22 protein-coding genes are annotated in these 23,429 nt (G+C 31.6%); 20 read left to right on the plus strand and 2 right to left on the minus strand.

What is annotated here, in order from left to right; translation table 11 throughout:
- The first annotated feature begins 273 nt into the window (after positions 1–273).
- From DW1_RS07725 to DW1_RS07750, 6 genes are all read left to right on the plus strand, one after another.
- Positions 274–813, plus strand: a complete 540-nt coding sequence (locus DW1_RS07725) for a helix-turn-helix domain-containing protein (protein WP_074350040.1) — start codon at positions 274–276, stop codon at positions 811–813.
- Positions 814–845: 32 nt separating this feature from the next.
- On the plus strand, positions 846–1,877 hold the full coding sequence (potA, locus tag DW1_RS07730; RefSeq protein ID WP_074350136.1) for a spermidine/putrescine ABC transporter ATP-binding protein: 1,032 nt from the start codon (positions 846–848) through the stop codon (positions 1,875–1,877).
- 2 nt (positions 1,878–1,879) lie between these two features.
- Positions 1,880–2,713 carry an ABC transporter permease gene (locus tag DW1_RS07735; protein WP_074350041.1) on the plus strand — a complete coding sequence of 278 codons (834 nt, stop codon included), beginning with the start codon at positions 1,880–1,882 and terminating at the stop codon, positions 2,711–2,713.
- A complete protein-coding gene (locus DW1_RS07740) occupies positions 2,707–3,498 on the plus strand; it encodes an ABC transporter permease (RefSeq protein ID WP_074350042.1) in 792 nt (263 codons plus the stop codon). The genes DW1_RS07735 and DW1_RS07740 overlap by 7 nt, the downstream gene beginning before the upstream one ends.
- Entirely contained in the window at positions 3,495–4,535 is a 1,041-nt protein-coding gene (locus DW1_RS07745) for an ABC transporter substrate-binding protein (RefSeq protein ID WP_200800491.1), read from the plus strand. Before DW1_RS07740 ends, DW1_RS07745 begins: the two co-directional genes overlap by 4 nt.
- Positions 4,536–4,663: 128 nt before the next feature.
- Positions 4,664–5,857 (plus strand): NAD(P)/FAD-dependent oxidoreductase, encoded by a 1,194-nt coding sequence (locus tag DW1_RS07750; protein ID WP_083605586.1) that lies wholly within the window; start codon positions 4,664–4,666, stop codon positions 5,855–5,857.
- Positions 5,858–6,001: 144 nt separating this feature from the next.
- On the opposite strand, the gene DW1_RS07755 is transcribed toward DW1_RS07750, so the two are convergent.
- Complete coding sequence (locus tag DW1_RS07755) at positions 6,002–7,168, minus strand: YibE/F family protein (protein WP_074350043.1); 1,167 nt, start codon at positions 7,166–7,168, stop codon at positions 6,002–6,004.
- Positions 7,169–7,339: 171 nt separating this feature from the next.
- Between DW1_RS07755 and DW1_RS07760 the strand changes: the two genes are divergently transcribed.
- The 13 genes from DW1_RS07760 to DW1_RS07820 all read left to right on the plus strand — a co-directional run bounded on the left by DW1_RS07760 (position 7,340) and on the right by DW1_RS07820 (position 18,876).
- On the plus strand, positions 7,340–8,167 hold the full coding sequence (locus DW1_RS07760; RefSeq protein ID WP_074350044.1) for a DegV family protein: 828 nt from the start codon (positions 7,340–7,342) through the stop codon (positions 8,165–8,167).
- Positions 8,168–8,251: 84 nt separating this feature from the next.
- A complete protein-coding gene (locus tag DW1_RS07765) occupies positions 8,252–9,397 on the plus strand; it encodes a DUF362 domain-containing protein (protein WP_242942456.1) in 1,146 nt (381 codons plus the stop codon).
- Between the two features lie 29 nt (positions 9,398–9,426).
- Positions 9,427–10,497 carry a 3-dehydroquinate synthase gene (gene aroB, locus DW1_RS07770; RefSeq protein WP_074350046.1) on the plus strand — a complete coding sequence of 357 codons (1,071 nt, stop codon included), beginning with the start codon at positions 9,427–9,429 and terminating at the stop codon, positions 10,495–10,497.
- A 64-nt stretch (positions 10,498–10,561) separates the two neighbouring features.
- Entirely contained in the window at positions 10,562–11,860 is a 1,299-nt protein-coding gene (gene aroA, locus DW1_RS07775) for a 3-phosphoshikimate 1-carboxyvinyltransferase (protein ID WP_074350047.1), read from the plus strand.
- A complete protein-coding gene (aroC, locus tag DW1_RS07780; RefSeq protein WP_074350048.1) occupies positions 11,841–12,917 on the plus strand; it encodes a chorismate synthase in 1,077 nt (358 codons plus the stop codon). Before aroA ends, aroC begins: the two co-directional genes overlap by 20 nt.
- A gap of 133 nt (positions 12,918–13,050) precedes the next feature.
- Entirely contained in the window at positions 13,051–13,329 is a 279-nt protein-coding gene (locus tag DW1_RS07785) for a chorismate mutase (RefSeq protein WP_074350049.1), read from the plus strand.
- A 62-nt stretch (positions 13,330–13,391) separates the two neighbouring features.
- Positions 13,392–13,916, plus strand: coding sequence for a shikimate kinase (locus tag DW1_RS07790; RefSeq protein WP_074350050.1), 525 nt, complete (start codon positions 13,392–13,394; stop codon positions 13,914–13,916).
- Between the two features lie 21 nt (positions 13,917–13,937).
- The gene (gene aroQ, locus DW1_RS07795; protein WP_074350051.1) at positions 13,938–14,381 is read left to right on the plus strand and encodes a type II 3-dehydroquinate dehydratase; all 444 of its coding nucleotides are present in this window, start codon (positions 13,938–13,940) and stop codon (positions 14,379–14,381) included.
- 30 nt (positions 14,382–14,411) lie between these two features.
- On the plus strand, positions 14,412–14,897 hold the full coding sequence (locus DW1_RS07800; protein WP_074350052.1) for a YcxB family protein: 486 nt from the start codon (positions 14,412–14,414) through the stop codon (positions 14,895–14,897).
- Positions 14,898–15,359: 462 nt separating this feature from the next.
- The gene (locus tag DW1_RS07805) at positions 15,360–15,713 is read left to right on the plus strand and encodes a carboxymuconolactone decarboxylase family protein (RefSeq protein ID WP_074350053.1); all 354 of its coding nucleotides are present in this window, start codon (positions 15,360–15,362) and stop codon (positions 15,711–15,713) included.
- 30 nt (positions 15,714–15,743) lie between these two features.
- Positions 15,744–16,889: a double-cubane-cluster-containing anaerobic reductase gene (locus tag DW1_RS07810; protein WP_074350054.1), complete on the plus strand. Its 1,146-nt coding sequence runs from the start codon at positions 15,744–15,746 to the stop codon at positions 16,887–16,889.
- A 93-nt stretch (positions 16,890–16,982) separates the two neighbouring features.
- Positions 16,983–17,747, plus strand: a complete 765-nt coding sequence (locus DW1_RS07815) for an acyl-CoA dehydratase activase (RefSeq protein ID WP_074350055.1) — start codon at positions 16,983–16,985, stop codon at positions 17,745–17,747.
- A gap of 694 nt (positions 17,748–18,441) precedes the next feature.
- Positions 18,442–18,876 (plus strand): DUF2383 domain-containing protein, encoded by a 435-nt coding sequence (locus DW1_RS07820; protein ID WP_074350056.1) that lies wholly within the window; start codon positions 18,442–18,444, stop codon positions 18,874–18,876.
- A gap of 199 nt (positions 18,877–19,075) precedes the next feature.
- Here the strand turns inward: DW1_RS07820 and DW1_RS15680 are convergent, their stop codons facing one another.
- Positions 19,076–22,207 carry a DUF4183 domain-containing protein gene (locus tag DW1_RS15680; RefSeq protein WP_200800492.1) on the minus strand — a complete coding sequence of 1,044 codons (3,132 nt, stop codon included), beginning with the start codon at positions 22,205–22,207 and terminating at the stop codon, positions 19,076–19,078.
- 179 nt (positions 22,208–22,386) lie between these two features.
- Between DW1_RS15680 and DW1_RS07830 the strand changes: the two genes are divergently transcribed.
- Positions 22,387–23,397, plus strand: a complete 1,011-nt coding sequence (locus tag DW1_RS07830) for an NAD-dependent 4,6-dehydratase LegB (protein ID WP_074350057.1) — start codon at positions 22,387–22,389, stop codon at positions 23,395–23,397.
- Positions 23,398–23,429 lie beyond the last annotated feature (32 nt).

Consider the following 23,429-nt stretch of genomic DNA (forward strand, 5'->3'; position numbering starts at 1 on the left):
TTTTAAAGGGATTTTTCGAATTTTCATTCAGAAAATTGCTATTAGGTCAAAGGTAAAGAGAACAGAAAATTTGCGAGTTAATAGATTTGAGATTCAGAACTTATAAGCCTGTTAAAGCTTGATGTTTTACAGGTTTAAGGTTAGAAAATTTTTTTAAAAATTCTATTGACTTTTTAAATGCATTTTGATTATAATATACTAGTTGCATGTAATGGTTTAGTAATTATAAACAAAAAGTTTAATAAAGAGCTAATTTAACAAGGAGGATTTTCCGTGAAAATAGGTGAAAAAATTAGGAGACTTAGAGTTAAGAGCTCTTTAACCCAAGAAGAGCTAGCCAATAGGTGCGAGCTTACAAAGGGTTTCATCTCTCAGCTTGAAAGAGATCTTACATCTCCATCTATTGCAACACTGGTGGATATACTAGAAGGTTTAGGAACAAATCTGAGAGATTTTTTTAATGAAATCGAAGATGAAAAAATAGTCTTTTCTAAAGATGATGTGTTTGTTACTGAAAATGAGGAGTTTAAATATACTTTAAACTGGTTAATTCCAAATGCTCAAAAAAACCAAATGGAGCCTATTCTTTTAGAATTAGAGCCAGGAGGCAGCTCTAAAGAGGATTATCCCCATGAAGGTGAAGAATTTGGATATGTTTTATCAGGTACTATTTATATACACATAGGAAAGGAAAGATATAAAGCAAAAAAAGGTGAAAGTTTTTATTTTAAAGCCCATTCAAATCATTATATAGAGAATATTGGTAAAGCTAAAGCTAAAGTACTATGGGTGAGTACACCGCCAAATTTTTAAAGAGCTAGGGGGGAAGATAATTGGAGAATAATATGATAATTGAATTAAAAAATATTTCTAAACAGTATGATGGAGCAGATGTACTTAAAGATATTAATCTCTATATTAGAAGAAATGAGTTTTTAACCTTACTTGGACCAAGTGGTTGTGGTAAAACTACTACACTTAGGATTATTGGAGGTTTCGAACAGCCTTCAACTGGTGATATAATTTTTGAGGGAAATAAGATAAATGATGTTCCCCCATTTAAAAGACAAATAAATACAGTGTTTCAAAAATATGCATTGTTTCCTCATATGAATGTGTTTGAAAATATAGCCTTTGGTCTTAAAATCAAAAAGATTCCTAAAAATGAGATAATTGAGAGGGTACAGAGAATCCTTAGACTAGTAAATTTAAGTGGATATGAAAAAAGAGATGTCAACTCATTAAGTGGTGGACAGCAGCAAAGGATTGCAATTGCTAGAGCGTTGGTGAACGAGCCTAAGGTGCTACTTTTAGATGAACCCTTAGGAGCATTAGACTTGAAACTTAGGAAAGACATGCAAATAGAACTAAAAAACATGCAAAAAAGAGTTGGTATCACTTTTATATATGTGACGCACGATCAAGAAGAAGCACTAACTATGTCCGATACTATAATCGTAATGGACAAAGGTAGAATTCAACAAATTGGTACTCCTGAAGATATATATAATGAACCCAAAAATGCATTTGTTGCTGACTTCATAGGAGAAAGCAATATTATTGAAGGTACTATGATAAGAGATTTATTAGTTGAGTTTGCAGGTACAAAATTCGTTTGTGTTGATAAAGGATTTGGTGAAAATACTCCTGTTGATATTGTCATAAGACCAGAAGATATTAAAGTTGTACCAGAAGAAGAAGGAATGATTTCTGGAATGGTAACCTCTGTTACTTTTAAAGGAGTGCATTATGAAATGCTAGTACAGGAAAAGGACAGAGTGTGGATGATACACAGTACAGTAATGGAGCCTGTAGGTTCACATATCGGTATGGTATTTGAACCTGAAAGCATTCACATTATGAAAAAGGTGGGATAAGAATGAAAAAAAACATATCAACTTTCCCATTTTTAGTTTGGGTGACTTTGTTTACTATAGTACCTCTTTTACTGGTATTGCTTTTTAGCTTTACTGAAGGAGATGTTCAAAATATTAGAGAGTTGAAATTTACCTTGGATAACTTTAAAAGGTTTATGCAGCCAAATTATATAAATATAATTAGTCGTTCAGCAGGCCTTGCTCTAATATCAACAGTGATTTGCTTAGTTCTAGGATATCCTATGGCCATGATATTAGCAGGAATGGAAGAAAAGAAAAGAAACTTTTGGGTACTCTTATTCATTGTACCTATGTGGATGAACTTTCTATTAAGAACATATGCTTGGATGACACTTCTAGGAAAGCAAGGACTTATAAATACTTTTTTAGAATTTTTAGGATTACCAACATTAAATTTACTATATAACAATGGAGCAGTCATCCTAGGTATGGTTTACAACTTTATACCGTTTATGGTTCTACCAATATATACAGTCTTAAGTAAGATAGATAAAAGTATTATAGAAGCAGCAGAGGACCTAGGCTCTAACAGGCTAACTGTTTTTAGAAAGGTTATTTTCCCCCTAAGTATACCAGGAGTAGCTTCCGGTATAACTATGGTGTTCATGCCAGCAGTTAGTACGTTTGTTATTTCCAGATTATTAGGTGGAAATAGGTATATGCTTATAGGTAACTTAATAGAACAGCAATTCTTAACAGTATATGATTGGCATTTTGGCTCAGCTATTTCTATTATTATGATGATAATAATACTTATAGCCATGGGATTTATGGAGAGGTTTGATAAAGATAAAGAGGGGGGCAGGTTATGGTAGAAAAATGGTTAAAGAGATCTTATTCCTTTTTAATGTATTTATTTCTTTATGCTCCCATAATAGTTTTGATAATTTATTCATTTAACAATTCAAAGTCAAGAGGAAATTGGGATGGATTCACTTTTAAGTGGTATGTTGAATTGTTTCAAGATAAGCAAATAATGAAAGCATTATATTATACAGTAATAGTAGCATTTTTTTCTTCAATTATTGCAACAATAATAGGGACCTTAGCAGCTATAGGAATACACAATTCAGGACATGTACAGAAAAAAATACTATTAAACTTAAACTATATTCCTGTTCTAAATCCTGACATAGTAACAGGAGTGGCTCTGATGACGCTTTTCATATTTGTTGGCAAACAAATGGGATTAGTTACTATGTTATTAGCACATATTACGTTTAATATACCCTATGTAATATTATCTGTTTTGCCAAAGTTAAAGCAATTAAACAAACACTTAGCGGAGGCGGCGATGGATTTAGGAGCAACGCCCTTATATGCTTTTAGGAAGGTAGTGCTACCTGAAATTATGCCAGGAATTGTATCTGGTGCCTTAATAGCTTTTACTATGTCTATAGATGATTTTGTAATTAGTTTTTTCACCACAGGCTCAGGTGTGCAAAATTTATCTATTAAAATATTTACTATGGCGAGAAGAGGAATTAATCCTAAATTAAATGCATTATCTACTCTCATGTTTTTAAGTGTTTTAATTCTTCTGCTGTTAATAAATAGAAGAAGCTCATTAGAGATTAAAGGAAAGGATGATGTAGCTTGAGAAAGAGTATAAGAGTATTATCTTTAATTATAGTATTGACAATGGTTTTAATTAGTTCTGGTTGCAGTAGTGATGATAGAGTTGTGCTTAATGTATATAATTGGGGAGACTATATAGACGAGTCAGTTATAGAAGAATTTGAAAAAGAGTTTAATATCAAAGTAAACTATGAGGATTTTGCTACTAATGAAGAAATGTATGTAAAAATCAAGTCAGGTGGAACAAACTATGATGTTGTTTTTCCTTCAGACTATATGATTGAAAAAATGATTAGAGAAGACTTACTGCTTAAGCTTGACATGAATAATATACCTAACTTTGAAAATATAGACGATAGATTTAAGGATCTAGACTTTGATCCTAACAATGAATATTCAGTACCATATATGTGGGGAACTGTAGGAATACTATATAACTCAAAAATGGTAGATGAACCCGTAGATAGCTGGGATATATTATGGGATAGCAAATACAAGGGGCAAATACTTATGCTTGATAGTCAAAGAGATTCTATAGGTGTAGCCTTGAAGAAATTAGGATATTCATTAAATACTAGGAATGTAGATGAGTTAGAGAAGGCAAAGGAAGAATTGATAAAGCAAAAGCCCCTATTATTAGCCTATGTAGGGGATGAAATAAAAGATATGATGATAGGAGAAGAAGCTGCACTAGCTGTTGTATGGTCTGGGGATGCAGTATATATGATGGAAGAAAATGAAGATTTAAGATATGTAGTACCTAAGGAAGGCAGCAACAAATGGTTTGATAATATGGTGATACCAAAGACAAGCCAAAATAAAAAGGAAGCAGAAATGTTTATTAACTTCATGAGTAGACCAGAAATTGCGCAAAAAAACACTGAGTATATAGGATATTCAACTACAAATAAAGAGACAATGAAATTACTCGATCCAGATGTGCTAAATAATGAAGTAGCCTATCCTAGTGATGATATAATAAATAATTGTGAGGTTTTCCTAGATCCAGGAGAATTTTTAAGAGAATATGATAGAGTATGGACTGATATAAAAAGCTAAACCACGGAATTCCGTGGTTTTTCTGTACTGTAGAACTGTACAACGATACACATGATTAAAACTTTAACAAAGGGGTACTAATAAAAAGAGCACATGTACATAAATTTAAGTAAAATAGGAGGGGTTTTGTGATTTTAAATTATGTGATTATTGGAAACGGTATTGCAGGGTTATCCGCCGCGAAAGAAATTAGAAATAATGATAAAGAAGGAAATATAACTATTATTACATCAGAAGAGTATTTAACATATTACAGGGTAAAGCTTTCTCATTATATCAGCAAAACATTTGATGATGATGAGCTTCTAGTAAATAAAAAAAGCTGGTATGAAGAAAACAATATAGAGGTATTACTAAGTAAGATAGTGGAAAAAATAGATGTTGATAAAAAGGAAGTTAGACTAGATGATGGCAAAGTTGTAGCATATGATAAGCTTTTGCTTGCTAATGGAAGTAAACCATTTGTACCACCAATAGCAGGTAAGTTTAAAGAAGGTGTATTTGCATTAAGGTCATTAAGGGACTTAAAAGTTATTAAGAATTACTTTAGCTCATGTGAAGACATAACTGTAATAGGAGGAGGACTTCTAGGATTAGAGGCAGCTTGGGCAATAAAAGAGCTAGGAAAGAAAGTAAATGTAGTGGAGTTTTTCCCGTATTTACTTCCTAGACAATTAGACAAAGAATTATCAGAATTAGTTTCTCAAAAGCTAAGAGATAATGGACTTAACTTATATTTTGATACTGCTGCTGAAGAAATATTAGGGGAATCAAAGGCAAATGGTTTAAGATTCAAGGATAATAGTGAAATCAAGACAGATGCTATTCTATTCTCAGCTGGCATTAGACCAAATGTTGACTTAGTAAGAGATACAGCTATAGAGTTTGATAGGGGAGTCAAAGTAGATACCTATTTAAAGACAAATATAGAGGATGTATATGCAGCAGGAGATATTGCAGAAATAAATGGAGTAGTATTAGGACTTTGGACAGCAGCAAATGAACAAGGAAAAATTGCAGGCGCTAATATCACAGGAGCAAATAAGGAATATAAGTTGCCAGAGCCGTTTACTACAATGACTATTGGAGACATATCTCTATTTTCAGCAGGAAATATAAAGGACTTTAATGAAGTATTAAAGTTTGATGAAGGAGATAATCATTTCAGACTCTTTATAACTGACAACAAAATAACTGGTGCTATTCTTCTTGGGAACTTGTCAAAAATGTCAAGTGTAAGGAAAGCAGTTACTAGCAATAGAGATATTTCAGAATATCTGAAAGATGGTCTTAGTTGTGTAGAAATCATAAATAGACTTTAGAAGCAAGGGGATTTCTGCACAATATATAATATTATAACACAAAAAGTTAAAGAGATTCTTCTAGCTTGTGCTAATATGCTTTGCATTTTGTCATACTGAGCCTAAGGGAAGAATCTCTTTTAGTTTAAATTATATACAACAAATTTAGTCAAATTGCTTTTCTTCACAGTTCTGCCTCTTAATTTTAGGAAATAAGTGCTTGTATTTTAGTATAATTCCAGTAGAAAAGGCAGTTATAGGAATAGCTACAATTAAGCCAATGCTACCTACCAAGGCTCTTACAATTTCAGTTGCTATCATATCTAAGTTTAATATCTTTATTAAAGGCGTTTCATAGGCCATGAAAAGAAGTAGTAGTGGGATAGAGCTGCCTGTATATGCTAGTATTAGTGTATTAGACATAGTGCCCATAACATCTTTTCCAATATTAAGTCCAGAAGAAATTAACGTCTTTGGTGGTATTTCAGGATTTATTGCCTTCATTTCATACATAGCTGAAGCTATTGACATACCTATATCCATTACTGCGCCAAGAGTTCCAATAATAATGCCTGCAAACAAAAGCCCCCTATAATCGAAGTTAATCTGTTGAGGAATAAACATTAGCATATTAGCTTCCTCACTGCTAAGACCAGTTAACTTTACTAAAGAACCAACAATATAAGCTAGGACACCTGCAGTTACCACTCCACCTACAGTACCTATGATAGCAGAGAAGGACTTTATATTAATTCCAGCAATAATAATAAATGTGACTGAGGTAATAATTGTAGCTGAAACAATAGCTATCCAAATTGGATTATGGCCTTTAAGGATCAATGGTAGCATGAATTTCATCATAACTATACCAGTTAAAGTAAGTGAAATAACGGACTTTATACCTTGCTTTTTTCCTATTAATATCAATAGGCTTGCAAAAATTAATAGCAACATACCAGAATATTTATCTCTTGCAAATTCAGATATGGCGATTTGTGGGATTCCATTTTCGTCTTCTTCTATATCTAATATTACATTATCACCTTTTTTAACTATAATATCAAAAACTGGATTGCCACTGACGTAATTATCGATTATGAACTCTTGATTTTTATATTTTCCATTAGTGACTTTGATTTTTACAACTTGATGATCAATGTTTAGCTCACCAGTGTTATTTTCATTAATGTTTTGTAAATCAGATAATACCTCTAATACTTTACCTCTAGCATAGAAATAATCTAGTTCAAAATCATCTATTTCATCTCCTGCAAAATTAAAAGAAGAACTGAGTATAAGCAATGCTATTATTAAACATAAGATTTTTTTCAAAAAAATTCCTCCTTATAACAGGTCTTTATTTATTATATCATATTAAGAGTGAAATTAAGCTTTCATTTTCTTATAAATTTTTGTTCATAAATATATCTTGCATCTGATATTAGTATCTGGTACTATTAACATATATTATTAACATATACTATAATAGAGGTGACGGAATATATGAGAAGAATTCAGATAGTAACAGACAGTACAGCTTATTTTATAAAGGAAGAGGCTATTAGTAAAAAAATAAACATTGTTCCTCTATCAGTTAATTTTAGTGGAAGCATAAATAAAGAAGGTTTTTCAGGTGAATTTAAAGATTTTTTTGATAAACTAAAGAATTCAAATGGATTTCCCACAACTTCACAACCATCAGTTGGTGACTTTGTTGAAGCATACAAGAGAGCATTTAAGGCAGGAGATGAGATAATTGCAATAGTAATTTCAGCTGAGCTTAGTGGAACATATAACAGTGCCAGACTAGCTGCTGACATGGTAGCAAAAGATAAGATTACTATAATAGACTCGAAAACATCTGCAGGAAACCTAAAATTACTTGTAGAGACTGCTGTGCAATTATCAGAACAAGGATTATCCAGAAATGAAATTGAAAACCAAATAATTAAGCAAAGAGAAAGAATGAGTATCAATTTGACGGTAGATACATTAGAGTATTTAAAGCGTGGTGGTAGGCTGTCTAATACAACTGCCTTTATAGGAACATTACTTAATATTAAACCTGTAATAGGACTAGTAGATGGTAAATTAGTTCCTGTAGGAAAGGAGAGAGGAAAAAAGAAAGCAATGGAAGCAATTATTTCAAAGGTACCAGAAATTGTGAAGAGGATTTCCATAGCACATGTACAAAATATAAGTGAGGCTGAGCAATACAAGAGTGAATTAGAAAAGAGATTTCCAAACGCTATAATTACAATAGATGAGCTTGGGCCTGTAATAGGTTCTCATTTAGGACCTAAAGCTATAGGATTATGTTCAAGCTGGTAGACAAAAAATCACTATATAATATAGGATTATATAGTGATTTTCTTATGCTTGTGTGGTATTCTCATACTTAGAGGAGGAATGCTCATGATAGTATCGCTAGCTGAATGCAGAAGCTATGATTATGAAAAAGTAAAGGAATCTATTATTAAAAGTATTAATAATCTTGGTGGAGTAGAGAAATATATAAATAAAGGAGATACAGTACTCTTAAAGCTAAATTTGCTAATGAAAAAGAAACCAGAAGAGGCAACCACAACCCATCCCGTGTTTGTAAGGGCATTAGCAGAGGTATTAATAGAATACGGAGCAAAGGTAGTTATTGGAGATAGTCCTGGTGGACCTTTTAATGAAAAAATACTAAGGGGAATATATAAATATTGTGGAATCGAAGAAATTGCTAATGAAGTAGGAGCTGATTTAAACTACAATACAAGTTCTCTTGAAGTAAAAAATGAAAAGGGAAAAATATTAAAATCTATGGAAGTGGCTGAAATGGTCACAAACGTTGATAAGGTTATTTCAGTTTCTAAGCTTAAAACTCATGGAATGATGTTGTTTACTGGGGCAGTTAAAAATATGTTCGGTATTATTCCAGGTCTACATAAGGCAGAATACCATTTCAAGATGCCGCAGGTAGAGGATTTTTCACAGGCATTATTAGATATTTGCTTATATGCAAGTCCAGTACTTTCTTTCATGGATGGGATAGTAGGTATGGAAGGAGCAGGACCTTCTGCTGGGGTGCCGAGGGAAATAGGAGTAGTATTAGCATCCCCTTCACCATATCATTTAGATGTTGTAGCTACTACAATAGTTAATATAGATCCATTAAAGGTTCCTACTATTCTAAGGGCAGTAGAAAGAGATATAGTTAAAGGAAATCTAGATGATATAGAACTTGTAGGTGATAGTATAGAAAAATTCAAAATTAAAGACTTTAAGGCTCCTCCTATAAGAAGTGTTCATTTTATTAAAGATAATAAGCCTTCTTTTATTAGAGATTTATCCAACAAATTGTTACAACCCAAACCAGTATTTGACCATAAATCCTGTATAGGCTGTAGAGATTGTGCTAACAACTGTCCTGCAAAGGTTATTGAAATGGTGAATAAGAAGCCAGTAGTAAATCTAGAAGGCTGTATAAGATGCTTTTGTTGCCAAGAACTTTGCCCTGAGAAGGCAATTGATATACATAGACCTATATTGATGAAGATATTGTCAAAGCTATAAACTAATGAATTTTATAGGAGAGATTTATAATGCTAAACAAACTTGAAGTTAATGTACCACAAAAAACTTATCCTATACTGATAAGAAAAGGTATCATGGAGGACATAGGATATGAAATTAAAAAATATTATTATAATAAAAAAATCACAATAGTTACAGATTATAACGTGGAAAACCTATATGGTGAAGGCTTTGTGCAAAATCTCAGCTCCTATGGATACGAAGTCCATACTATTTCCATAAGGCCCGGGGAGAATAGTAAGTCTATTGAAACACTGACCCAACTATATAACCAGTTATTGGATAATGGAATGACTCGTAGAGATTTAATAATAGCCTTTGGAGGAGGAGTAATAGGTGATTTAGCAGGATTTGCAGCATCTACTTTTCTTAGAGGCATTAACTACATACAGATACCTACATCTTTACTAGCTCAGATAGATAGCAGTATTGGAGGAAAGGTTGCAGTCAATCTTCCAAGAGGTAAAAATTTAGTAGGAAGCTTTTATCATCCAGAAGCTGTAATTATAGACTCAAATATGCTAAAAACCTTGCCTCAAAGATATTTATACGATGGAATGGGGGAAGTCATAAAATATGCCTGTATAAAAGATAAGGAGCTCTTTAAAAAACTTAGTATCATTAATAATGAAGCAGAGTTGTTTTCAAATATAGATGAAATAATTTATAGATGCTGTAATATAAAAAGAGAAGTAGTGGAAAAGGATGAAAAAGAAGCAGGAAAAAGAATGCTTTTAAACTTTGGGCATACTATCGGCCATGCTATTGAGAAAGTCTTTAATTATGAGAAATATACTCATGGAGAAGCAGTATCTATGGGAATGTATGTGATTACTCAAAAAAGCGAATCTCTAGGTATAACTAAAGCAGGGACTGCTAAATTAATAAAAGAACTTCTAATCAAGTTTAATTTACCATATCAGATACCTAAAATAAGAACAGAAAAGCTACTAGAAGCAATAGAGCTAGATAAAAAAAGTGAAAGTGACTTTATAAATCTAGTTCTACTTAATGAGATTGGAGATAGTTTCATAAAAAAGATAGATAAAAAAGATATGGTTCAGTATCTACTAACGTAAGTTAATTTACCATATCATATTAATACTAGGCAAAATGAATATACATACTTAGGAGGAAGTAATAATGGATAGTATTAAAATAAGCCCTTCACCCCTAAAGGGTAATATCAATATTCCACCTTCAAAGAGCCTAAGTCACAGAGCAATTATATGTGCAGCCTTAAGTAATGGAATTAGCAGAGTGGAAAACATTGTTTTTTCTGAAGATATATTAGCTACTTTAGAAGGAATGAAGGCCTTTGGCATGGAAATATTAGATATAGACACTGATTTAAAAACTAACAGAAGCGATATAACTATAAAAGGTAAGGGATATTTAGAAAAACTAAAAGAAGTAATAGACTGTAGAGAATCAGGCTCCACATTGAGATTTTTGATTCCTATTGCATGCCTATTGGGAGAAAAGTTTACTTTCACAGGCAGAGGAAAGCTAGTAGAACGACCGTTAACTTCCTATTATAACATGTTTAAAGCTCAAGGAGTAAAATATTCAAATGTAAATGGTAAGCTTCCGCTAACTGTTGAAGGAAGCCTTAAACCAGGAGTGTATGAATTAGCAGGTAATGTAAGCTCTCAATTTATTACAGGTCTAATGTTCGCATTACCTTTATTGAGTGGAGATTCTATAATAGAAATAACAACTGAATTAGAATCTAAGGGGTATGTTGACCTAACTTTAGATGTATTACATAGATTTTCTATTAATATAGAAAATAATAAAGATAAGAGATTTTATATTTCAGGAAATCAGAAGTATATTCCAGCAGATTATAAAGTAGAGGGAGACTATTCACAGGCAGCATTTTGGATGGTAGCAGCAGTTTTGAATGGCGAAATTACTTTAGAGAATTTAAGTAAAAGTTCCCTCCAAGGTGATAAGGAAATATTAAATATAATATCTAAAATGGGTGCTAATATCTTGAATGAAGGAGAACATATAAAAGTAACTACATCACAGACTAATGGAATAGTCATAGATGTTTCTCAATATCCTGATTTAGTGCCAGTTCTAGCTGTTCTTGGTGCAGTTAGTAAAGGTAAGACGAAAATCGTGAATGCTCTAAGAGTTAGACTAAAAGAGTCGGATAGACTAAAGGCAATTGCATGTGAATTAAAAAAAATAGGGGCTAATATTACAGAAACACCTGATGGACTAGATATAATTGGAGTAAGCTCATTAAGTGGAGGTATAGTAGATAGCTGGAATGACCACAGGATAGCCATGGCTTTAGCAGTTGCTTCAACTAAATGCAAGGAGTCTTTAATAATTAATAATAGCAGAGTGGTAAGCAAATCATATCCAGAATTTTGGGATGATTTTGTTGAGTTAGGTGGTGTTGTAGATGAGTGGAATATGGGGTAAAAATATTCAACTTTCCATTTTTGGTGAATCTCATGGTGAAGGAATAGGAATAGTTATTAATGGGTTACCTGTTGGATTAGAAATAGATTTTGAACTAGTCCATAAAGAAATGGAGAGAAGGGCACCTGGCAGAAATAAAATATCAACTCAAAGAAAAGAACCTGATACTTTTCAAATAATCAGTGGTTATTTTAATAATAGAACTACTGGAGTACCTTTATGTGCAATCATACTTAATAAAGATAAAAGAAGTAAAGACTATGACAAGATAAAGAACATCTTTCGTCCAGGACATGCAGATTATACAGGATATATTAAGTATAAAGGCTTTAATGACTATAGAGGGGGAGGGCACTTTTCAGGCAGACTAACAGCTCCCGTAGTTTTTGCGGGTGCTATTGCAAAGCAGATTTTATTAAGAAATAACATAGTTATTGGAAGTCATATTTTTAGCATAGGTCATATACAAGATGAGCACTATGATTTAGCAAATATTGATACTAATACCTTGAACAGAGTAAGTGAAAAGGATTTTCCTACTATAAATACTGAAAAGGGAAAGGAAATGATAGAGCTTATTGAAAAAATTAGATTAGGTGGAGATTCAGTAGGTGGGATTATAGAGGCAGCTATAGTAAATCTTCAAGCAGGACTCGGAGAACCATTCTTTGATTCAGTAGAAAGTAAGTTATCTCATTTACTTTTTTCTATTCCAGGAGTTAAGGGGATTGAATTTGGTAAAGGATTTGATATTACAAAGCTAAAGGGCTCACAGGCTAATGATGAATACTATGTTAAAGATGGAGAAATAAAGACTTATTCAAATAACAATGGTGGCATTCTAGGAGGAATAACTAATGGAATGCCTGTAATATTTAGAGTTGCTATAAAACCTACTCCATCCATAAGCCTAAATCAGAGGACAGTAGATATTGAACATATGGAAAGTACTTATATGGAAATTGAAGGCAGACACGATCCATGTATAGTGCCCAGGGCGGTACCTGTAGTGGAGGCTGTATCTGCATTAGCCATATTAGATATGCTAATGGAATAGTGGTCTAATTATAAGAAAGTTCATTTCTGTAATTTGAACGAAGTGAAGGATTTGATTTACATAGTAATACCTACTTGAGTGGCGTAGGATACAAAAACATTATATAAAGATAAGGAATAGAAGGTGAAGAGATATGGAAAATTTAGCGAAACTTAGACAAGAAATAGACGAAATAGATAATGAACTTGTAGTGCTTTTTGAAAAAAGAATGAAGATTTCTAAAGAAGTTGCTGCATTCAAAAGAATTCATAATATGCCGATATATGATGAAACAAGAGAAAATAAAATAATAGAAAAAAATATAAGTAAGCTAAAGGACAAAAGTTTAAGCCATGAGTTAGAAACCTTTTATAGAATGATTTTTAAGATAAGTAGAGATATACAAGAGAAAGAATTAAGTAAAAATAAGTAAATTAGTAGAGTTACCTAGTATCTACCTAAAAAGTAGCTATCTGAAGTTTAGGGAGGAAACGAATGAGTAGCGTGAAGAAAAACATAGTTTTAATTGGAATGCCTGGTTGTGGCAAAACAACTATTGGCAGAAAATTAGCTAAAAAAATCGGAGTGAAATTTTACGACAGCGATAATTACATTGAAGTAACCACAGGCAAGAGTATTCCAGAAATTTTTCAAAATGGAGAGGATTCTTTTAGGCAATTAGAGACTGAAACCATAAGAAAACTAGCTCAAGAGACACCCTGTGTAATATCTACTGGTGGAGGAGTTGTGAAAAAAGTTGAAAACATTGAGGCTTTGAAAGAAAATGGAATTATAATTTTTATTAATAGACCAATAGAAAATATAGTGAAAAACATAAATATAAAGAAAAGGCCTTTGCTAAAAGATAAAAAGGAGACTTTGTACAAGCTTTATGATGAGAGGATAGACCTATATAAAAGATATTGTGATTATGAAATAACAAACAATTCTAGTATCTATAGTGCAGTTAATAAAATTGAGTTCATAATAAATAGCAATAGAAAAGAAATTGGTATGTAGTAGAGGAGATGAGTTGTCTTTATGAAACTTTTAATTATTAACGGCCCTAATATAAATCTATTAGGGATTAGGGAAAAAAAAATATACGGAAATACTTCTTATGAAAAGTTCTGTGAAGATTTAATAGGAAACGCAAAGGAACAATCTATAGAAGTAGATATAGTTCAAAGTAATATTGAAGGTGAGATAATTAACTATATCCATGATGCTCTAGGCACTTATGATGGGATAGTAATTAACCCAGGTGCGTATACTCACTACAGCATAGCAATTTATGATGCCATAAAAGCAGTAAATATACCTACTATAGAAGTACATATAAGTAATATATACAGTAGAGAAGAGTACAGAAGAAAATCAGTAATAGCTCCAGCATGTATAGGGCAAATTAGTGGCTTTGGTGTATATGGGTATACTTTAGCTATTATAGGAATTAAAAATTATCTAGAAAGCGTTAATCAATAGAGTGTAATAAAAAATATTAGGGGGATAAAGGTGAGTACATATATAAAAAAATCATTTAAGTTAAATGAAAAGGATTTATTTAATTATTATTTAACATTTACTTTTAGAAAAAAATATCAATTCTTAGCTGTTACAATTCTTTTCGCAGCAACATTTATTGCAACTATACTAGCTAAAAAAGATACTTTTATGAAAAATTTATTGCAAATAGCTAGTTTAATAGGTATAGTATCAATAGTAATTCTACCAATAACCTTAAAATTCAGAGCAAAGAAAGATTACAGTACCAATAAATTAATTAATAGAACTCTAAATTATACCTTTAAAGAAGATGGAATATATATTGAAACGGATTCAGGTAAAAGCATGGTAAAATGGTCGGAACTATATGAAATGAGAGAAACAAAACATCATTTGTATTTATATGTTGGAAGCAATCAAGCTATCATATTGCCAAAGCAATATTTTGATCATATTGAGATAGAAGAAATTAAGAAAAAGAATAATTCTAAATAAGATAATATTGGGTTTATAAGTAGTTACCAATAGTGTGTAAATATAATAAGTAAATATAAATTAAATCAGATGAGCCATTTGGATAAACCAAATGGTTTTTTTGCATATTACCTAGGATTATTTTGTCAAGCTTGTTCATATCCATTCTAAGAGTGAAATAGTGTCATTTAGTAGAGTGGTTGATTAGAGTACTAAGATATACGCAAAATGTCCTTATTCTTTTCTCAGTAATTTTGGCTTTTTCATAAAATTTAATCTACTATAGTATTGATTTTTCTTATAGATATAGTTAACCTTATCGAAAAACTTAATTGGTATATAGAATTAAAATTGTATATTATTTATAGGGTAGTCCAATATTATAGCATAAAAAAGGAAGAATGAACTCTGTATGATATAAATTTTTTAGTTAAAAATATATCACTAAAGTAATGTGAAAATACTTTTGAAGGAGAGATATTTATGACTAGAAATCCAAGAGAAATACTAAATGAACTAACAAATGGAATGAGTGAAGTAGGAGAAATAAAGCCACAAGTTATGAAGAATTTTTCAGGTTTTGTTGACACAGTACTAAGCGATGGCACTGTAGATATAAAGACAAAGGAACTGATAAGTGTTGCTATTAGTGTATATTCTCGTTGTGAATATTGCATAGTTTTTCATGTATATAATGCTCTTAAGGTTGGTGCTAGAGCTGAAGAAATAATAGAAGCTGGACTAATTGCAGGTGCATTTGGTGGAGGACCTGCAGTTGCTTATACAACTACACTTTTAAAACAATGTATTGATGAGTTTGCAAAAGAGTTTAAATAGTATAAAAATAAAATAAGGGGGAATTTAACAATGAGACCAGAAACAATGACAGAAGTAGAAGCACTTAGAGGGATAAATTCAGTAAAAATCAAAGAAGCTAGTGAAGCTGGTAGAAAAGTAGTAGGAATGTACTGTGTATTTTCACCTCAAGAAATAGCAATAGCTGCAGATGCTATAACAGTAACCCTTTGTGGTACAACACAAGCGCCTATTGAAGAAGCTGAAAAAGAGCTTCCAAGAAATTTATGTCCACTTATAAAATCAAGCTATGGCTTTGCAATTACTGACAAATGCCCATACTTCTATTTTTCAGATGTACTATTAGCTGAAACAACTTGTGATGGAAAGAAAAAAATGTATGAGTTGATGTCAAAGTTAAAACCAATGCATGTTATGAATCTTCCACAAACTGCTGATTCTAAAGATTCTCTAGAGTTATGGAAAAAAGAAATGGTATATTTCAAAGAATTCTTAGAAAAAGAATTCGAAGTAGAGATTACAGAAGAAAAACTGAGAAATGCAATTAAGTTAATGAATAGGGAAAGAAGGGCAATGAAACGTCTTCATCAGCTAAATGCTCATAAACCAGCACCATTATCAGGAATGGACATGATGTTAGCTCAATGGCTAAAAGGATTTAATGTTGATAAAGAAGCTGGAATTGAACTAATAGAAAAGCTAATTAAAGAGGTTGAAGAAAGAATAGAAAAAGGCATCTATGCCTTTGATGAAAAAGCACCACGTATTCTATTAACAGGATGTCCTATAGGAAGTGGTTCTGAAAAGGTTCTAAGAATACTTGAAGAATCAGGTGCCAGTGTGGTAGCTTTAGAGAATTGTACAGGCTACAAAGGTTTAGATGTACTTGTTGATGAAGAAAAAGACCCAATAACAGCATTAGCAGAAAAATACCTATCAACTCCATGCTCATGTATGACAAATAATAATGGAAGACTTGATTTAATTGAAAGGCTTGCAAAAGAATATGAAGTAGATGGTATAGTAGATTTAACATGGCAAGCATGTCATACTTATAATATTGAATCATTTACTGTTAAGAATTTTGCGAAAGATGTACTAAATCTTCCTTTCCTACAAGTTGAGACAGACTACTCCGATTCAGATGTGGGGCAAATTAAGGTAAGAGTAGAAGCGTTTTTAGAAGGGATAAAATAGTTAAAAGGGCCTGTAGGCTCTTTTTATATTGAAAAAAGAAAACATAAGGATTATAGTTGTATTTGAACAATTGTTTTCAAAGGAGTGATTAAAGTGTATAGTGTTGGAATAGATGTAGGCTCAGTAGCAGCAAAAGCTGTAGTATTCGACGGAGAAAGAATAATTGCTAAAGAATTAATTCCTACAGGTTGGAGCCCAAAAGAAACAGGAGAAAAACTATTCAACATGGTTACCTCCATGGCGAATGTTGAGAAAAGTGATATAAAGAATATTGTTGGAACTGGCTATGGGAGAGTCGCACTACCATTTATAGATAAAAAAGTAACTGAAATAACTTGTCATGGAAAAGGTGCTCATTTCATAGACTCAGATATCAGGACGGTTATCGATATTGGAGGGCAGGACAGTAAAGTAATAAAGCTTGATGAAAAGGGAAATATAATAGACTTTCTAATGAATGATAAATGTGCTGCTGGTACAGGAAGATTTCTACAAGTTATGGCTCATGCATTAGAAATAGATGTTAGTGAACTTTCGAGTATTGGTGAAGGTGCAAATCCAGAGACTATAAGTAGTATGTGTACTGTATTTGCAGAATCAGAAGTAATAAGCCTCATGGCAAGTGGAGCTTCCAAGGAAGGTATAGCAGCAGGTTTGTTACAATCTGTATGCAGTAAAATTTACACACTAGTAAGTAAGGTTGGAGTACAAGATAAAGTATTCTTTTCTGGTGGTGTATCTAAAAACTCTTTGTTGAGGAAATTTTTAAGTAACAAGCTAGGTGTAGAAGTATTTTCATCTGAGCTTTCACAATATTTAGGAGCAATTGGTGCTGCAGTAATTGGATATAGAGACTAAATTTAGTAGCAGAGATATGAATTAACCGGACATAATTCATATCTTTTTTTGTCCATTAGGAGAGGATACCTTTTATTGAAGTTAACATAAAGTCATTAGAAAAATAAAGGACAAATAGTAAAGTATAATAAAATGGGCAACTAAAAGGAAGTTATTAGACCTCTTAATCAAAAATTTATCTTGCTTATTTTAATACTAGCATTAGTTTCTGGTGCTTTCATTATGAACCTTTAGATGCGGTTAGGTCACTTGAAAGAAGTAGAATTTACTATGGAAAAGTCGATTTATTATTTAATAAAGAGAAGAATACAGGGCTTTACTATAATCGGGAAGAGATATTGAATCAAATAGTTACAACTAAATATGGTTATAGTATTAGATATAAGTTAGTTCTTTTAATCTAGATGGAGAAAGTAGTAAGAAGATTATTGAAATATTGAAGGAACTGTCACACAAACAAGATTTTTGTGTAATTATTGTTACTCATGATATGGGTATAGCAAGTCAATCAGATATAATATGGAGAATCAATGATCGACATCTTAATTATATTTTCTATAAATTACATTCTTAAAAATATTTAGCAATTCTAGCTGTTTTAGCTATATTAAAAATAGTGTTTTTTCTTTTAGAATTAACTTCTAATTTAGTGGGAAAATAAGAGTAACAAAAACTAAAAAAAGGAGTTAATAGAATGGATAATAATAACAAGGATACTATTAAGTCACTTAACCAACTGCTGCAAGGAGAATACATGGCTCTAGAATCTTTTAATACTTTTATCTCTAAAACTGAGGATCAAGAAATCAAAAAAGCTTTTCAACAGATTCAGGAAAATCATAGAGATAATATAAAGACATTGGCTAATTATATTCAAAATATAGGAGGACAGCCGGAGGAAAATTTAGGACTGAAAGGGAAAATGGCTGATATAAAGATGAATATTGGTTTTGGAACAAATCCTGAATATCAAGATCTAATAGAGAAAGCTATTGAAGGAGAAACTATGGGAATTAACAAAGCTGAAGAAATACTTAGGGGAGAGTTAGATAGTAAATCAAGAGATATAGCAGGAGAAATACTTCACAGAGACAGGAGAACTCTTGATCAGCTAAAGAACCTACAATAAAAACATTTTTATAAGCTTTTGCTTAACTGAATAAAAAGAGATTCTTCGTTATGCCTATATGACAACTTGCAAAACATGTATGCAAGTCCGAAGAATCTCTTTAATTATATAGTATAATAGCTCATATAATCATAAATCCAAAGGAAATCAAAACTATTTGCATTGTAATTATATTATATAAACGTAAAATTAAATATCACTACTTAAATAGGGATACAAACTGTATAGATATTGGAGAGTTTTCTAATGGAAAATTCTCTGTTCTTAATAGAAGAGCTCCTTCATCAATTGAATAATTTATACTTGGCTGACTTACACCATTAACAAAAAGAAGCTGAAAAGATGTTGATTTTGGATTAAGTATTCCTTTATTTCCATACATAATCAATTCATCTGAGTTTGTATAAAGTTTTTTGTTTGCACCCAAAGTGTTATATTGGTAAGTTTCTGCTCTTAAAAGTTGATTTTCTTTATCCTTTGCTATTATATACTCAAGTGTAATATGCGTTCCTTTTTGAGGTATGTCTATTGTTGTTAAAGTTAGGAGTCCTTTTTCAATAGTATAATTTGCTTCTGGTTGCAATACGCCATTAATAAAAAGATTATAATATGAGACTTCACTTGGGTCAGGTATGTCCATATTACCATGTATTTCAATTTTATCATCATTTGAATACTGTTTTTTTATTCCGTCTGAGATAGTATTATACTGGAAGTTTTCTACATTAATAGTCTGACTATCTTTATAATCAAAGGAGCCAGAGATTTCTGCCAAAAGTACATCTACAGTTGAAGAATTTATAGTGCCTATATTCCAAATAATTTTATTATCTTGTATAGATACTGTACCTTTTGTAACTCCAGTAATATTAACAGAAATTAAGTTATCTAAAAATAAAGTGTCTATAACAGTAACATTACTAACTGGACCATATCCGTTATTATTAACTCGAAATTCGATTTTCCAAGTATTATTGACATTAGAATTGACTGCAGTTGGTCCAGATACTATAAATTTTTCAATATTCAAATCTCCAAACATAGCAGGACAATTTTGCATGTTATTTTCTAGCGAAGGAGAAAGAGGGAAATACTTAGCCTTATAAAATTTGTAATCCAAGCTTTCAATATAATTTTCACTATGTGAAGGCAATAGACATGAACCATAACTAGGGATAAAAAGCTGTACTTTTCCGACTGCTTTAATAATGATAAAAACTCCTGCTGAAAAGTTCAATTGGTTATTTATAATAGTAGTTTTTTTTAAAAGTTTTGAACTGGTTTCTACTACAATGTCAAAGGAAAATTCATCTCTTGACTCTGGCATAAATAAAACAATATCATTAGGTATATCTGGTAAGTAGCTTTTAATTAACTTATTTGATTCAAGAATTACTTCAAAAGGAATTCTTAAAAGGAACTGGACACGTTTAAAATTTGGTCTGTCTTTTATATCAGATATAATAAGTGTATTTTCTACAATAAAACCTTGCCTAAATGTGATATTTTTAAAAATTTGTGTTCCAATTTCTATATATAGATTTTCAAAACAACTTCTCTTTTGACATTGAGAGTATACTTTCTCAGTTATAATACAATTACTTTCAAAATCATTGATAACTTTAATTGGCTCTCCGGATACAATATTTGACAATATACAATTATTCGAATGAAGATCTTTGCTTAAAGCAATAGCTCTGTTCATAGAGCGTAAGCCTGTGGTTTTGAAAAGGCCAAAGATTTCAAAAAAGGCAGTTTTACTTTCACCAGGAAGAAGCTCGTTAATTGTCCATGTTATAAAATTGTATGAAATAGACACATTTCCTGAAGATAATGAGATATTATTTATGTTTTCAAACTCATCAAACAGGATATAATCCGTAACAATAAGATTTTGTATAATTCTATTTGTTAAATTTGTGACTTTTATTGAAAAACTCCATTTATTATATTTCCCCAAGAAAGCTATAGGAGGTTTATTTATAACAGATTTTTCTAGAAGTAATTGCTTTTTAATAAAATTTTTTATAGGTAGAACTATTATAGCTATATCCTTTGAGGGACCTGAAAAAATCCTATTAGAAAATATATCACCTGTAACAGAAGCACTGCCTAGGTTTCTTTCACCAATCATTGTGAAGGCTCCAATTATATCAACAACTAAATAGGCAGACTCAAATCCATCTAATACACCAATTTCCCAATGTATTTCATTATTTACAAAAGCAGCTGTACCTAGTGATTTGCTTACTATGTTAATTTTGTCAACTCTTTCTATAAATAAGACATCCTTCACAAGTATATTTGATATAATAGAATCACTGAGATTAGATACTTTTATTTCCACCCTCCACTGGTGAGTTTTACCTGTATTTACTATAGTAGGACCAGAGGTAATAGTTTTTGAAATATCTAAGCTTCTAAGAACCTGAATTTCTTCACTACATATAATATCAGATTTTACAGCTCCTAATAAGCTATTACCAGTGGCAAAGCTTCGACTAATAAAACGAGTCCCATAGCCTTTAAAATAACCTTCTATGCTAAAACTTGCATATGCAGACTCTCCTGCCTCAAGAGTACCAATAGTCCAAGTAAAGACATTACTATTTATAGTAATATTTCCTTGAGAAAAAGAAAAATTTTTTGAGCTTAATATATGATCTAGTAAGATAGTATCGATTAAAATAATATTATCTATTTGAAAACTTTCTGGATTACTTATTTTAAGACTAACATTCCATATTCCCTTACTGCCACTTGAAATGGATGTAGGTCCTGAGATAATATTCGTTTCAATTTTTAAGCAACACTGTTGATTCCCATTAACCACAATATCTACATCAGTCATAGGTCCAGTTGTAATATTTCCAGATGGTATACGGCCTTTTGCAGTAGCTGAATTTAATTTATTGATACTTTCTTCCTTGAAAGTAACAAAAATAATCACTATAGGTGAGCCTTTTAAAGGAATATCTTTAGTTTTTAATGTAAGAATTCCTTCAGTTATTTCATAGTTTATTTTTGGTTGCAATACTCCATTAATAAACAAATCATAATAGGAAACTTCATCAGGGTTAAGTATGCCCTGATTGCCATATTCCGTTAACTCGTCATTGTTAGTATATATCTTCTTTTTTCCATCTGACATGGTATTGTACTGATATATATAAGCTCCTAAAAGTTTTTTATTCTGCTTATAGGAGCTTAATTCCTCTGATAGAGCCTTTGTCTTTTTTTGCAATTGACTATTTGGCTTCAATATATTTAAGTTTGTAGATGGTTTTGTTTTATTCTTACTCGATAAATGAGAAAGAATTTTACGTGCCATAATTATCACTCCAGAATAGTTAGAGATTATATGATTTTTTTATCATTATATGTATTTGGCATAATTTCTGTTCCGCTATGTAATAGTCATAGATAAACAACTCTTATTTTATTGTTCTATTTATAAAAATTCAAAATAAATTGTATAAAGAAAGAAGGATTATGTTTTGGAGGGATATGATGGAGTTACATGGAAAAAGATTGTTGGTTACAGGAGCTGATGGATTCATTGGGTCACATTTAACAGAGGAACTAGTCAGAAAAGGATATAATGTTCGTGCCTTTGTATACTATAATTCATTTAATTCTTGGGGATGGCTTGAAGAATGTCCTAAAAAATTAATAAAGGAAATAGAAATATTTTCAGGTGATATTAGGGATCCTTGGAGAATAAAAGAGGCAATGAAAGGCTGTGATATTGTATTTCATTTAGCAGCTTTAATCTCTATACCTTACTCATATTACTCGCCTAACACCTATATTGATACAAACATAAAAGGAACACTAAATGTTTTACAGGCTGCACGAGAATTGGAAATTGAAAAAGTAGTCCATACATCTACTAGTGAGGTTTATGGGACAGCAAGGTTTGTTCCAATATCTGAAGAACATCCTTTACAAGGTCAATCTCCCTATGCTGCATCTAAAATTGGTGCAGATCAAATGGCCATTTCTTTTTATAATTCCTTTTCTACACCAGTTTCTATCATTCGACCCTTTAATACTTATGGGGCGAGGCAATCAGCTAGAGCAGTAATACCAACTATTATCACACAAGTAGCACAAGGTGAGAGGAAAATTAAGTTAGGCTCTATAACTCCCACTAGGGATTTTTGTTATGTAAAAGATACTGTTCAAGGCTTTATCGAGATTGCTAAATGTGATAATTCTATTGGCGAGGTTATTAATATAGGTAGTGGCTTTGAGATTTCTATACAAGATACTGCGAAGACCATTTGTGAGATTATGGGGGTTGATATTGAAATTGGAACTGAAAGTGAACGGATTAGGCCCGTGAATAGTGAAGTAGAGCGTCTTTGTGCTGATACCTCTAAAGCAAAGAAAATGCTTGGGTGGGCTCCTAAATATAGTGGGAAGGCTGGATTTGTTAAAGGGCTAAAAGAAACTATAGAGTGGTTTACTAACTCTGACAATCTAGCAGGCTATAAATGGAATAGATATAATTTTTAAGGTATGTGATAGCTAATTAACAGCATAGATAG

It is taken from the genome of Proteiniborus sp. DW1, from assembly GCF_900095305.1.
GTDB lineage: Bacteria > Bacillota > Clostridia > Tissierellales > Proteiniboraceae > Proteiniborus.